The sequence below is a fragment of the Alistipes sp. i18-0019-D1 genome (assembly GCF_042852885.1).
Taxonomy (GTDB): domain Bacteria; phylum Bacteroidota; class Bacteroidia; order Bacteroidales; family Rikenellaceae; genus Alistipes.
This window is the reverse complement of sequence record NZ_AP031424.1, coordinates 483,609-497,334: the sequence shown is the minus strand read 5'-3', so window position 1 is coordinate 497,334 and position 13,726 is coordinate 483,609. Positions and strand designations below refer to the sequence as shown.

Genomic DNA, 13,726 nt, shown 5'->3' with positions numbered 1-13,726 from the left:
GACATGAGATTCTTTCATTGTATCATTCCGTATTTCAAAAAATGTAAAACCCGATGACGGATCAATTGCGTTCACCCCTCCGCTGGGTCCCGAGTTTGTATTTTGCGATGGGCCTGCCGTTTGTGGTGCTGAACATGGTCTCTGCGGTCTTGTTCAAGGACCTGGGCATCTCGGACGCGCAAATTGCGTTCTGGACGTCGCTGATCATGTGGCCTTGGACGATCAAGTTTCTGTGGAGCCCTTTTCTGGAGTTGTACCGCACGAAGAAGTTCTGGGTCGTTGCAACCCAGTTGTTGAGCGGCGTGCTGTTCGGTGTCGCTGCTTTGTCGCTTCACCTGCCGACGTTCTTCTCCGTCACGGTCGCGGTCTTTGCCGTTGTGGCGTTCAGCGGTGCCACGCACGACATCGCCGCCGACGGGGTCTATATGGCAGAACTCTCGACGGCGGATCAGGCGAAGTATATCGGCTGGCAGGGTGCTTTCTACAACTTGGCCAAACTGGTTGCCACGGGCGGCCTGGTGTGGCTGGCAGGGTGGCTCTACGAGGGCTTTTCGGCGGACGGCACGGCGACGTTCGACGCTTCTGTTCGTTCGTGGACGGTTGTGCTGATGATCCTGTGCGCCACGCTCGTGGCTCTGGGGGCTTACCACCTGCGCGCACTTCCTTCGGGCGGCAGCGCTGCCGGACACCATTCGCTTCGGGAGGGCCTTTCGGGCCTGAAAGAGGTTATCGCGGCATTCTTCACGAAGAAACATATCGGATACTATATCGCCTTCATCATCCTGTACCGGCTGGGCGAAGGCTTCGTGATGAAGATCGTGCCTCTGTTCCTCAAGGCGGATACCGCATCCGGGGGCTTGGGTCTCACGAACCAGCAGATCGGCCTTTACTACGGCACGTTCGGCGCGGGCGCATTTTTGCTGGGTTCGCTGCTGGCAGGCTACTACATCGCCCGGCGGGGCCTTCGGCGTACGCTGTTCACGCTTTGCTGCGTCTTCAACTTTCCGTTCGCGGTCTACGCTTTGCTGGCGTGGTTCCAGCCTTCGAGCATGTGGCTGGTAGGCGGTGGCATCGTCGTGGAGTACTTCGGCTACGGCTTCGGTTTCGTGGGACTTACGCTCTTCATGATGCAGCAGGTGGCTCCGGGGCGTCACCAGATGGCGCACTACGCCTTCGCCTCGGGGATCATGAACCTCTCGGTGATGCTCACGGGCATGGCCTCGGGATTTTTGAGCGATCTGCTGAGCTACCGGTTCTTCTTCATCGCCGTGATGCTGGCCACCGTTCCGGCCTTCGTGATCACGAAGCTGGTTCCCTTTACCTATGATGACAAACCAAAGGACAAATAGTATGAATAATCTGAAAATTGCGGGCGGCAGTCTGCCCGATATGCCGTGGGAGGACCGCCCCGCGGGGAGTAAAGAGGTGCTTTGGCGTTACTCGGCGAACCCGATTATCGGGCGCGACGCTTTGCCGACCTCGAACTCGATCTTCAACTCGGCGGTCGTTCCGTTTAAAAAAGGCAAGTATAACTATGCAGGGGTCTTCCGCTGCGACGACACGAATCGCCGTATGCGCATCCATGTAGGATTTTCGGTCGACGGTCTGAAATGGGATATCGACGAGGCCGACTTCCGCCTGACGGGCGCGGACCCCGAGATCGCAGAGTGGGTCTACGGCTACGACCCGCGCGTGGCAAAGATCGAAGACAAATACTACGTCACCTGGTGCAACGGCTACCACGGCCCTACGATCGGCATCGCGTGGACGGATGATTTCGCGACGTTCCACCAGCTGGAGAACGCCTTTATCCCGTTCAACCGCAACGGGGTGCTTTTCCCGCGTAAGATCGGCGGGAAGTTCGCCATGCTCTCGCGTCCGAGCGACAACGGCCATACGGCTTTCGGGGATATATTTTACAGCGAAAGCCCCGACATGGAGTTCTGGGGCCGCCACCGGCATGTGATGTCGCCTGCGGCGTTCGAAGTCTCGGCGTGGCAGTGCATGAAGATCGGCGCGGGTCCCGTGCCCATCGAGACTTCGGAGGGCTGGCTGCTGTTCTACCACGGTGTGCTTCGCTCGTGCAACGGCTATGTCTACGCCTTCGGCTCGGCGCTGCTGGACCTCGACGAGCCGTGGAAGGTCACGGCCCGCAGCGGCCCCTACCTGATCTCGCCGCGTGAGACCTACGAGTGTATGGGCGACGTTCCCAATGTGACGTTTCCGTGCGCCGCGCTGCACGACCCCGCGACGGGACGCGTGGCGGTCTACTACGGATGCGCCGACACGGTGACGGGCCTTGCGTTCGGCTATCTCCCTGAAATCATCGAATTCACGAAGAAAAACTCGATTCTGTGATGCGACTGCGACGAACGCTTCTTCTGACAGCGCTCGCCGCAGCCGTTTTCGGCGCTGCGGCTTCGGCGCAGACCCCAGCTGACAAGGTCGACCCGTTTATCGGGACGACGAATTTCGGGACTACGAACCCGGGAGCCGTCACCCCGAACGGGATGATGTCGGTGGTTCCGTTCAACGTGATGGGTTCTGCGGAGAACCTCTACGACAAGGACGCGCGGTGGTGGTCCACGCCCTACGAGTACCACAACAAGTTCTTCACGGGCTTCGCGCACGGGGCGTTGAGCGGCGTGGGGTGCCCGGATATGGGGTCGCTGCTGACGATGGCGACGACCGGACCGCTGACGGTGGACTATCGCGAGTACGGCACAGCCTACCGCGACGAACGGGCCACGCCGGGCTATTATTCGGTGCACCTCGACAAGTACGACATCCTCGCCGAGGCCACGGCCACGGCGCGCACCTCTGCCGAACGGTATACGTTCCCCGGCGGCAAGGGACACCTGCTGCTGAATCTTGGCGAGGGCCTCACGAACGAGTCGGGCGCGATGGTGCGCCGCGTGAGCGCCACGGAGATCGAGGGCACGAAACTGCTGGGGACGTTCTGCTATAACCCGCAGAAGGTGTTTCCGGTCTATTTCGTTTTGCGGGTGTCGAAAGTCCCGTCGGCTTCGGGCTACTGGAAGAAGCAGCGTCCGATGACGGGCGTCGAGGCGGAGTGGACGCCCGACAACGGCCGCTACAAACTCTATACGGAGTACGGCCGCGAGATGGCGGGCGACGACGTGGGCTACTGGTTCACGTTCGACGACCTGCGGGCGGGCGAACAGGTCGAGGTGCGCATGGGCATTTCCTATGTAAGTACGGAGAACGCTCGTCGGAATCTCGACGCGGAGCAGCCTGCGGGTGCGACTTTCGACGCTATCCGGGAACAGGCCCGCGCACGCTGGAACGACGACCTTTCGCGCATCCGCATCGAGGGCGGCACCGACGAGCAGCAGAGGGTGTTCTATACGGCGCTGTACCACGCGCTGCTCCACCCGAACCTCCTGAGCGATGTCAACGGGGAATATCCGCTGATGGAGCGCTCGGGGGAGGCGGGGGTTACCGACGGCGAGCGCTATACGGTCTTTTCGCTGTGGGACACCTGCCGCAACGTCCACCAGCTGCTGACGCTGGTCTACCCGGAGCGGCAACTGGATATGGTGCGCTCGATGGTGGACATGTACCGGGAGTGGGGCTGGCTGCCCAAGTGGGAGTTGTACGGCCGCGAGACCTTCACGATGGAGGGTGACCCGGCGATTCCGGTGATTGTCGACAGTTGGATGAAAGGTCTTCGGGATTTCGACATCGCGACGGCCTACGAGGCGATGCGCAAGTCTGCCACGACGCCCGGGGCGCAGAACCCCCTGCGTCCGGACATCGACCCCTATATCGAGCGGGGCTATATCCCGCTGGGGTTCTACGCGCAGGACCTTGCGGGCGACGTTTCGGTGTCGCATGCTCTGGAATACTACATGGCCGACGCGGCGCTGTCGCTGCTGGCCGACTCGCTGGGCAAAAAGGAGGATGCCGTCCTGTTCCGGGAACGCTCATCGGGATACAAACATTACTACTGCCCGGAATTCGGGACTTTTCGCCCTATTACTCATAAAGGGGGCTTCTTAAGCCCCTTCGATCCGCAGGCGGGCGAGAACTTCACGGCAGCGCCGGGCTTCCACGAGGGCTCGGCGTGGAACTACACGTTCTATGTGCCGCACGACGTGGAAGGACTGACACGGCTGATGGGCGGGAAAAGGCAGTTCGTCGAGAAGCTGCAAATGGTCTTCGACGAGGGCCTTTACGATCCTGCGAACGAACCCGACATCGCCTATGCGTACCTGTTCAGCCGCTTCCGGGGCGAGGAGTGGCGCACGCAAAAAGAGACGCGGCGTTTGCTGGATAAATACTTTACGACAGCGCCCGACGGCATCCCGGGCAACGACGACACGGGCACGATGTCGGCCTGGGCGGTCTTCTCGATGCTGGGCCTTTACCCGGACTGTCCCGGGGAGCCGTTTTATACGCTGACGGCCCCGACTTTCGACCGGGCGGAGATCGACACCGACGGCGGCACGCTGGTGATCGAGAGACACGGCGAGGGCTATATCCGGAAAATGACGCTGGGCGATAAACCGTTGAAAAATTATCGTATCTTGCATGGCGAACTGCTCAAGGGCGGTAAACTTACTTTTGAACTTCAAACTGACAAATAGATGAAACTTACCGGATTTTTATTTGCCGCGGTTCTGCTGACCTCCTGCGCACAACCCGCCGCAGAGGAGAATTACACGCGCTTCGTCGACCCGAAGATCGGCACGGGCGGCCACGGGCACGTCTTCGTGGGTGCGAACGTTCCTTTCGGACTGGTGCAGGTAGGCCCGACGAGCATCCCGCAGGCGTGGGACTGGACGTCGGGCTACCATGAGTCGGACTCGACGGTGATCGGCTTCTCGCATACGCACCTTTCCGGTACGGGCATCGGCGACCTGTTCGACATTACGGTCATGCCCGTGGTGGGCGAGGTGACCTATGCCCGCGGGGAGGAGAAAGACCTGGCTTCGGGCCTCTGGTCCTATGCCGATCGGACAAAAGAGATCACGAAGCCGGGCTACTACTCGGTGCCGCTGACCCGCTACGGCATCACGGCCGAAATGACCGCCACGGAACGTGTGGGGCTGCATAGATATACCTTCCCGGCGTCGGACGCCGCGGCCGTAGTCTTCGATCTGGAGAACGGCGGTTGCTGGGACAAGGCGACGCAGACGCATCTGGAGAAAGAGAGTGACAACCGTATTACGGGTTACCGCTACTCGACGGGCTGGGCCAAGGATCAGCGGGTCTATTTCGTGGCGGAGTTCTCGAAACCCTTTGCGAAGTTCGAGACCATCGGGGACAAATACGCCCGGGCGTCGTTCGCAACGACTGAGGGCGAACAGGTGTTGCTGAAAGTAGCCCTTTCGCCCGTGAGTATCGAGGGTGCCAAGGCGAATCTCGCGGCGGAACTCCCCGGCTGGGATTTCGACGCTACCGTGCAGACCGCTGACGCGAAATGGAATGCCGAACTGTCGAAAGTGAAGGTCACGACGACGGACGAGGCGGCCCGGCGTATTTTCTATACGGCGCTTTATCACACGATGGTGGCTCCGTCGGTGTTCTGCGACGTCAACCGCGACTACCGCGGCTCGGACGGCGAAATCCACCGTGCACCCGGCTTCACGAACTACACGACCTTCTCGCTGTGGGATACCTATCGGGCCGCGATGCCGCTGATGACGATTCTTCACCCGGAGAAGATGCCCGACATCATCCGGACGATGCTGGCAATCGCCGACGAGCAGGGGCGCCTTCCGGTGTGGCACCTGTGGGGCAACGAGACCGACTGCATGGTGGGTAACCCGGGCATCCCGGTCGTTGCGGACGCCATCGTGAAGGGTATCGGCGGGTTCGATAAGGAGAAGGCTTTCGAAGCCATCAAAAAGACAGCTATGAACCCCGACCGGGGCAACGGCCTGCGGATGCAGTACGGCTATATCCCGTGCGATCTGTTCAACGAAGCGGTGGCCTACGACATGGAATATGCGCTGGCCGACGGCGCGGCGGCGCGTGCCGCCGGGGCGCTGGGCAAGGCGGAGGAGGCGAAGTACTTTACGGAGCGCAGCCGCTCCTACCGCAATTACTTCGACCCCCAGACGCGCTTCATGCGGGGCCGGGACTCGAAGAAGGGCTGGCGCACGCCGTTTAACCCGTTTGCTTCGACCCACCGCGCCGACGACTACTGCGAGGGCAACGGCTGGCAGTATACATGGCTCGCGCCGCACGACGTTGCAGGATTGGAGGCCTGCTTCGGCAGCAGGGAGAAGATGATCGAAAAACTCGACTCGCTCTTTACGGTAAGTTCCATTATAGAGGGTGGCGAGACTTCGCCCGATATCTCGGGACTGATCGGCCAATATGCCCACGGCAACGAACCGAGCCACCACATTCTCTACCTCTATACGATGCTGGGCCAGCCGTGGAAGACGGCGGATAAAGTAAGGGAGGTGCTGACGACGCTCTACCACGACCAGCCGGACGGACTTTCGGGCAACGAGGACGTGGGACAGATGTCGGCGTGGTACGTCCTCTCGGCGCTGGGCATGTATGAGGTGGAGCCTGCGGGCGGAAGATATTGGTTCGGATCGCCCCTGTTCGACCGGGTGGAGATTGCGGTTCCGGGCGGTACGTTCATCGTGACGGCTAAGAACAACTCCGCGAAGAACAGATACATCCAGCGGGTGTGGCTCGACGGGCGTCCCTATACGAAGCCCTACCTGTGGCACGAAGAGTTGATGAAGGGCGGAGAACTGCGCTTCGAGATGGGTGCCGAGCCTAAAGTGTGGTACTGTCCCGACGAACCCGAAACGTATGCAGACCAGCGCCCGGCCGAAGACAAGCGGCTTTTCACTTCCGAAGCGGTCGAAAAGGAGATCGGGCGCGTGTGCGCCCTTCTGACCAACGAGCGCCTGCGGTGGATGTTCGCCAACTGTTTTCCCAATACGCTCGACACCACGGTCCACTACGGCGAGGATGCCGCGGGCAACCCCGACACCTACGTCTACACGGGCGACATTCCGGCCATGTGGCTGCGCGACTCGGGAGCGCAGGTGTGGCCCTACGTGCAGTTGTGCGGCAAGGACCCTGCCTTGCAGAAGATGATCGCGGGGGTGATCCGGCGGCAGCTGAAGCTCATCAACATCGACCCCTACGCCAATGCCTTCAACGTCGCGCCGACGGGCGAACACAACAAGACGGACTTCCCGAAAACCGACCCGATGGTCTTCGAGCGCAAATGGGAGATCGACTCCCACTGCTATCCCATCCGCTTGGCACACCACTACTGGAAAACGACGGGTGATGAGTCGGTCTTCGACGGGACGTGGACCTCGGCGGTGCGCAACATGCTGAAAACCCTCAAAGAGCAGCAGATGAAGGAGGGTCCCGGGGATTACATCTTCCTGCGCACGACCGACCGCCAGCTGGACACCCGCTGCCATGTGGGACGCGGCAACCCGGTGAAACCCGTGGGGCTGATCGCCTCGGCGTTCCGCCCTTCGGACGACGCCACGACCTTCGGGTTCCTCGTGCCCTCGAACTTTATGGCCGTCACGTCGCTACGCAAGGCCGCCGAGATTCTCACGGCGGTGAACGATGAACGGGAGCTTGCTGCCGAGTGTACGGCGCTGGCCGACGAGGTGGCGGCGGCGCTGCAAAAATACGCCGTCGTGGAACATCCTAAATACGGTAAAATCTACGCCTTCGAGGTGGACGGTTTCGGCGGGCAGCAGTTGATGGACGACGCCAATGTGCCGTCGCTTTTGGCGATGGCCTATCTGGGCGATGTGGAACGCACGGACCCCGTGTATGAAAACACACGCCGCTTCGTCTGGAGTGACGACAACCCCTATTTCTGGCGCGGCGCCGCGGGCGAAGGTATCGGCGGTCCGCATATCGGAGTCGAGATGATCTGGCCCATGAGCATTATGATGCGGGCTTTTACCTCGACCGACGACGAGGAGATCCGCGACTGCATCTGCCAGCTTATCACCACCGACGCCGGAACGGGCTTCATGCACGAGTCGTTCTCGCGCCACGACGCCGCGGATTACACCCGCGTATGGTTCGCATGGCAGAACACACTGTTCGGGGAGCTGATCCTCAAACTCGTAAACGACGGTAAAACAGATTTGTTAAATTCCATCCGGTAATGAAAAACTGCGCATTCATCATTCGGGCGGTCCTCTCCTCGGACTGTTGCGAAGCCCCGAAACTCGAAACATCGTTGCGCCCTATTCGATAAGCAACGGGAAATGGAAGCCGGAAAAGCCATTCTTTTTCCACACCTGCCAATCCACTATGGATTGGCAGTTTTTTTATGAATCGGTCAGCCGAAGGGGGGGGGAGGGAGGGGACGAAAAAATGCGCCCCATCGGGGGCGCATCCTTCGTTTCTCCGAAGCGCGGGCTTACTCCTCGACCTCTTCGAAATTGCTCTTGTCGACGCCGCAAACCGGGCATGCCCAGTCGTCGGGAATCTCCTCGAACGGCGTTCCGGGGGCGATGCCTCCGTCGGGATCGCCGACTGCGGGATCGTAAATCCATTCGCAGACTACACAACGATACTTTTTCATCTTTAACTGTATTTTATAAGGTGAATAATGGTATGCAAATTAGCTGCCGCTATCTTCCTCCTCCGCGTCTTCGTCGGGGCGGTTGCCGCCCGGCGGGGTGAGTTCGGCCACCAGACGGTCGGCGTCGGCGCACGAGACGTAGAGCCGGTCTTCGTAGATGTCCGTGATCTCGACGAAATTCCGCCACTCCGAGGCGTATAGCCGCACGCGGTCCAGCCTCCGCAGGTCGATGAAGTGTCCGTAGTAGCCGAAGAACCCGCATCCGCCGAAGATCGGCAGGAACCATTTCATGTGTTTGGGGTCCACCCGGCGCACCGAGGCGATTTCATCGCGGCGTATTTCGGTGATGTCCAGCAGACAGCGCACCTCGACCTTCTCGTCCGACACGACGATCTTGCGGGGAATCGACAGCGACATCAGGGCCACCAGCGCCACGATGAACGAGGTGAACCACGCCGAAAGGTAACCCCCTTCGTAGAGGTGGTACAGCAGGCCGCCCAGCAGGACGAAGACGATGATGTAAACCAGCGTCCAGTAGATCGTGCTGTGATCGAAGCGGTATTTATACGTGCTCTGCATCGGTCGTCTCTTCTTCGTTTTCGGCCTCTTCGCGTGCGGCGATCAGCGCTTCGGCGACGACGAAATCCCCGGGGGTCGTGAGTTTGAGGTTTTCGCGCTCGCCCTCCGCGAGGCAGACCGTCTGCCCGATGGCCTCGACCACCGACGCGTCGTCGGTGAACTCCGCACGGTATTCGGCCTCGTAGGCCCGGCGCAGGATGTCTGCGCGGAAGATCTGCGGGGTCTGCACGATGCGCAGAAACCGGCGGTCGACGATGTGCGACGCAACGTTCCCCGCCTCGTCCGCGTCCGTTTCGCGGAACGAATCCACCGGCTCCACGACCGGAACCGCGGCCCCGTGCCTTGCGGCGGCTTCGGCCACACGGCGGATCATCGCGATGCTCCCCAGCGGGCGCACGCCGTCCTGCACGGCTATCAGGCCGGGATCGGACGTCAGCGCCGCCAATCCGTTCCTCACCGAGTGGAACCGCTCCGCGCCTCCCGCGACGATTTTGTGTTCGGCGACGTCGAAACGTGCCGAGAGGTTTTTCCAGAACCCGATGTGCTGTTCGGGGAGCACCGCCACGATCTCCGCACCGGGCAGCGCCGCAGCGAACGTGTTGATCGTGCGCGCCAGTACGGGCATGCCGCCCAGAAACCGGAACTGCTTGGGCCGTGCGCCGCCCGCGCGGCTTCCGCTGCCCCCTGCTACGATGATGATTCCCGTGCTTTCCATCGGCTTATCGGTTTTCGGGTGTCTGTGCGGCTGCGGGCAGGACGAGCGAATCGAGCTGCGTGATCTGCTCCCCGGGCTTCACCTCGCCGTTGAGTTCGGCCGAGATACGGTCGCGGACGAATTCGAACAGTGCGCGGTTCTCGCTGGCGATCGGCTCGGCGGGTTCCGACGGAATCTTCAGCGGGTCGATCGGCGTGCCGTTCTTCCAGACGCGGTAATCGAGGTGCGGGCCGGTCGATGCGCCCGTCGAACCGACGTAGCCGATCAGCTGGCCCTGCGACACGCGCGAACCCTTGGCGATGCCTTTGGCATAGCCGCTCAAGTGGAGGTAACCCGTCATCAGGTTGCCGGCATGCTTGATCTTGAGCGTGTTGCCGCCGCCTCCGCCCCAGCCCTTGAACGTCACTGTGCCGTCGGCTACGGCATGCACGGGCGTACCTTTCGGTGCGGCGTAGTCGACACCTGTGTGCGGGCGGTAGACCTTGTAGATCGGGTGCTTGCGGGCGTAGGAGAATTTCGAACTGATGCGCGAGTATTTCAGCGGCGCCTTGAGCATCTGTTTGCGCAGGCTCGCTCCGTCCGCCTCCCAGTACTGGATTTTGCCGCCCTGGCGGAACGGGATGGCGTAATATTCCTTGCCGCCCTGCGAGAACTTCGCGCCCCAGATGCGGCCGATGCCCACCGACACCGTGTCGTCGATGAACCGCTCGTCGTAGATCACCGTGAAGTTGTCGCCCTTCTGGATGCCGAAGAAATCCACCGTCCACTGATAAATGTCCTCCAATTCTGCGGCCAGCGCGTAGGGCAGGTCCTGTTCCATGATCGCACCCCAGAGCGAGGAGTTGATCACGGCGCTTTTCTTCGTGCGGCGCAGCGTGTAGGCCTTGGCGTCCTTGCGCACGGAGACCGAGTCGTCGTGAAATCCGAAGACCACGTAGTCGGTGACCGATATTTCATAGGCGAGGTAGTCGAGATGGGGCGCGTAGAGCGAATCCTCGTGGATAAAGGCCGTGTATTTGTGCCCGGCGCGGATGTTGCGCAGCGGGAACACCTCCTTCGAGGCTTTGTCCAGCCGGTCGACCGCGAGGGCCGACACGCCGAATCCGTTGAGTATTTTTCCCAGCGTTTCGCCGCTTCCGACCTCCCCGGTCTCGGTGCGGTAATCGTCGGCATTGATGCCGTAAAGCATGTTGTGAGGCTCCTCTGCGTCCTCCACTTCCACCACCGGACCCTGGGGCCGGTTGCAGGCGCCTGCCGCCGCGAGTAGCAGGGCGCATATCGTTATTTTCAGACCGTTCATAGATGAAGACAAAGATAGTGCAAGGCGAGCGCAAATGCAAACTTGTTTGCAATTTGCCGAGCCGCCGCCTGTTTAAGGCACTGTCAAAGATAGTGCAAGCCGGACGCAATCCCAAATTTTTTTGCGGATTGCTTGCCGTCGTGCGGCGCGGGCCGCAGGGTTTTCTGTACTTTTTGGCCGCAAAAAGCAGTAAAGCCGCGATCTTCGCCCGCTTTTCTTTGCCGCTTTTTGGTCGGCGGTTAACCGCGGCGTGCGCCGCGGGGAGTAGCTACCTTCTGGTGTCAAAAGGTAGCACCAAAACCATCCGCATGTCGCTTTCGCGGGACCGTCGCTCGGCTGCGCTAAAACGGGCGCCTTCGCGGGTTTGCTTGCAAACCCGCGAATAGTCCCCGGAGCCAGCGTTAGGCCGCGTCTTTCAGCCTTTTTTGTCGGCGGGGCGGTTTTTTGCGCCGCTTTTTGACGACCAAAAAGCGGTAAAGAAAAGCAGTCGAAGACTGCGCTCGGGACTTTTTGCGGGCAAAAAGTACAGAAGACCCCGCAGCACTCGCCGCGGTTCGTTTTTTTGCGGCTGAAAAACACATGAGACTCCCGCAGCAAGAGGCGGTATCCGGAAATCCGTTTCCGCAAATCAGTCGCTATTTTCCGCTCTGGAACCAGATTTGCGGATTTTGGTTTGGTGGTCCCGGGAAAAATCGTTACCTTTGAAAGTTATCTGTTCAAACCGATAGAAAGATGCTCAAATGCCTGCTCGCACCTGCGGCCTTCCTCTATAAAGCGGGGGTGACGTTCCGTCACCGCCTCTTCGACTGGGGCATCCTCAAGAGCGAGAAGTTCGACATTCCGATCATCTGCATCGGCAACATCACCGTCGGCGGCACGGGCAAGACCCCGATGGCCGAAATGGTAATCGCCTACATGTCCCAGATGCACGACGTGGCGCTGCTCTCGCGCGGTTACGGACGCCGTACGAAAGGGTATCTGGAGGTGCGTGCCGACTCGCACTACCGCGACGTGGGCGACGAGCCGCTGCAAATCAAGCTCAAGTTTCCCGATACGGTGGTCGCCGTCTGCGAGAAGCGTTCCGAAGGCATCCGCCGCATCCGCGCCGAGCATCCCGAGGTCGACCTGATCGTTATGGACGACGGTTTCCAGCACCGCTACGTGGAACCGAAAATCAATGTCGTGATGATCGACGCCACGCGGCCCGTTCAGCACGACCGGATGCTGCCCGTGGGAACGCTGCGCGACCTTCCGGAGGAGTTGCACCGCGCCCACTATTTCGTGGTCACGAAATGCCCCGAGCGGATGGCCCCGATCGACCGCCGCATCCTGCGCAAGGTGCTGATTCAGGTGGCCTACCAGCGGGTCTATTTCACGCGTTTCGAGAGTTTCATGCCCCAGCCGCTCTACGCCGAGGAGGCGTCCGGCGAGCCGCTGGCGCAGGGGCGGCCGGTGATCGCCCTCTCGGGCATCGGCAACCCGAAGCCCTTCCTGCAGACGCTCCGCGAACGTTACGAGGTCGTGGCCGAGATGACGCTCGACGACCACCATGTCTACAAGGTCCGCGACATGAACGCCCTCGTGGCGCTTCTGGAGAAGCATCCGGGCGCGGTAATTGTTACCACGGAGAAGGATGCCGTCAAGATGACCAACCGGGCGAAAATCCCCGCCCGGGTCCGCAGCAACCTGTACTATTTACCGATAAATATTTCATTCATAGAGGATTCGGCAACGGATTTTCTGCAAAAATTAGAAGAAGATGTTAGAGGAAATTAAGAAAACCGCCGCTTTCGTCAAGAGCCGGACCGAGGATTTCTCGCCCGAAGTGGGGATCATACTCGGCACCGGGCTGGGCGATTTCGCCGATAAGATCGACGCACGGTTCATCATCGAATACAAGGACGTTCCCGGATTCCCCGTTTCGACGGTCGAAGGCCACAAGGGCCGCATGATTTTCGGTCTGATCGAGGGCCGCCGGGTCGTCGCCATGCAGGGCCGTTTCCACTACTACGAGGGTTACACGATGCAGCAGGTGACCTTCCCGGTGCGCGTGATGCAGCAGCTCGGCATCAAATACCTCTTCGTGTCGAACGCTTCGGGCGGCATCAACACCTCGTTCCGCGTGGGCGACCTGATGGTCATTACCGACCACATCAACCTGATGCCCAATCCGCTGATCGGTCCCAACATGGCCCAGCTCGGGCCGCGCTTCCCCGACATGCACAACTGCTACGACAAGTCCCTGATCGCCGCGGCCACGAAGATCGCCGAAGAGGAGTCGATCAAGCTCCAGTACGGCGTCTATGTCGGCGGCACGGGACCCACGTTCGAGACGCAGGCCGAATACCGCTATTTCAAGGCCATCGGCGGCGATGCTGCGGGCATGTCGACCGTCCCCGAGGTGATCGTGGCGCGCCACATGTCGATTCCCGTCTTCGGCGTGTCGGTCATCACCAACTGCGGTCTTTCGGACGAGGTGGGCGATCACGAGGACGTGCAGCGGCAGGGTAAAAAGGCCGGCGTGCGCATGGAGGTTCTTTTCCGTCGAATGATTAAAAACCTGTAAGCA

Annotated in this window: 11 protein-coding genes; 7 read left to right on the top strand and 4 right to left on the bottom strand. The window is 60.6% G+C overall.

The window, feature by feature from the left end:
• The first annotated feature begins 53 nt into the window (after positions 1 to 53).
• The 4 genes from ACGHP5_RS02030 to ACGHP5_RS02015 are packed head-to-tail and all read left to right on the top strand — an operon-like array spanning position 54 to position 8,141.
• Complete coding sequence (locus ACGHP5_RS02030; protein ID WP_390567923.1) at positions 54 to 1,349, top strand: MFS transporter; 1,296 nt, start codon at positions 54 to 56, stop codon at positions 1,347 to 1,349.
• 1 nt (position 1,350) lies between these two features.
• Positions 1,351 to 2,358, top strand: coding sequence for a glycoside hydrolase family 130 protein (locus ACGHP5_RS02025; RefSeq protein WP_390567922.1), 1,008 nt, complete (start codon positions 1,351 to 1,353; stop codon positions 2,356 to 2,358).
• Positions 2,358 to 4,610, top strand: a complete 2,253-nt coding sequence (locus ACGHP5_RS02020) for a GH92 family glycosyl hydrolase (protein ID WP_390567921.1) — start codon at positions 2,358 to 2,360, stop codon at positions 4,608 to 4,610. Before ACGHP5_RS02025 ends, ACGHP5_RS02020 begins: the two co-directional genes overlap by 1 nt.
• On the top strand, positions 4,611 to 8,141 hold the full coding sequence (locus ACGHP5_RS02015; protein ID WP_390567920.1) for a GH92 family glycosyl hydrolase: 3,531 nt from the start codon (positions 4,611 to 4,613) through the stop codon (positions 8,139 to 8,141).
• Between the two features lie 257 nt (positions 8,142 to 8,398).
• Here the strand turns inward: ACGHP5_RS02015 and rd are convergent, their stop codons facing one another.
• The 4 genes from rd to ACGHP5_RS01995 are packed head-to-tail and all read right to left on the bottom strand — an operon-like array spanning position 8,399 to position 11,157.
• The gene (gene rd, locus ACGHP5_RS02010; protein ID WP_015547243.1) at positions 8,399 to 8,563 is read right to left on the bottom strand and encodes a rubredoxin; all 165 of its coding nucleotides are present in this window, start codon (positions 8,561 to 8,563) and stop codon (positions 8,399 to 8,401) included.
• A gap of 39 nt (positions 8,564 to 8,602) precedes the next feature.
• Positions 8,603 to 9,142 carry a PH domain-containing protein gene (locus tag ACGHP5_RS02005; RefSeq protein WP_290531784.1) on the bottom strand — a complete coding sequence of 180 codons (540 nt, stop codon included), beginning with the start codon at positions 9,140 to 9,142 and terminating at the stop codon, positions 8,603 to 8,605.
• On the bottom strand, positions 9,126 to 9,857 hold the full coding sequence (gene ispD, locus ACGHP5_RS02000; RefSeq protein ID WP_337772758.1) for a 2-C-methyl-D-erythritol 4-phosphate cytidylyltransferase: 732 nt from the start codon (positions 9,855 to 9,857) through the stop codon (positions 9,126 to 9,128). Before ispD ends, ACGHP5_RS02005 begins: the two co-directional genes overlap by 17 nt.
• 4 nt (positions 9,858 to 9,861) lie before the next feature.
• Entirely contained in the window at positions 9,862 to 11,157 is a 1,296-nt protein-coding gene (locus tag ACGHP5_RS01995) for a peptidoglycan DD-metalloendopeptidase family protein (protein ID WP_337757539.1), read from the bottom strand.
• A 2-nt stretch (positions 11,158 to 11,159) separates the two neighbouring features.
• Here ACGHP5_RS01995 and ACGHP5_RS01990 point away from each other — a divergent pair, with 2 nt between their 5' ends.
• From ACGHP5_RS01990 to ACGHP5_RS01980, 3 genes are all read left to right on the top strand, one after another.
• Positions 11,160 to 11,543, top strand: coding sequence for a hypothetical protein (locus ACGHP5_RS01990; RefSeq protein ID WP_337757540.1), 384 nt, complete (start codon positions 11,160 to 11,162; stop codon positions 11,541 to 11,543).
• Positions 11,544 to 11,889: 346 nt separating this feature from the next.
• The gene (gene lpxK, locus ACGHP5_RS01985; RefSeq protein WP_295901549.1) at positions 11,890 to 12,933 is read left to right on the top strand and encodes a tetraacyldisaccharide 4'-kinase; all 1,044 of its coding nucleotides are present in this window, start codon (positions 11,890 to 11,892) and stop codon (positions 12,931 to 12,933) included.
• The gene (locus tag ACGHP5_RS01980) at positions 12,917 to 13,723 is read left to right on the top strand and encodes a purine-nucleoside phosphorylase (protein ID WP_290531779.1); all 807 of its coding nucleotides are present in this window, start codon (positions 12,917 to 12,919) and stop codon (positions 13,721 to 13,723) included. The genes lpxK and ACGHP5_RS01980 overlap by 17 nt, the downstream gene beginning before the upstream one ends.
• Positions 13,724 to 13,726: the final 3 nt, after the last annotated feature.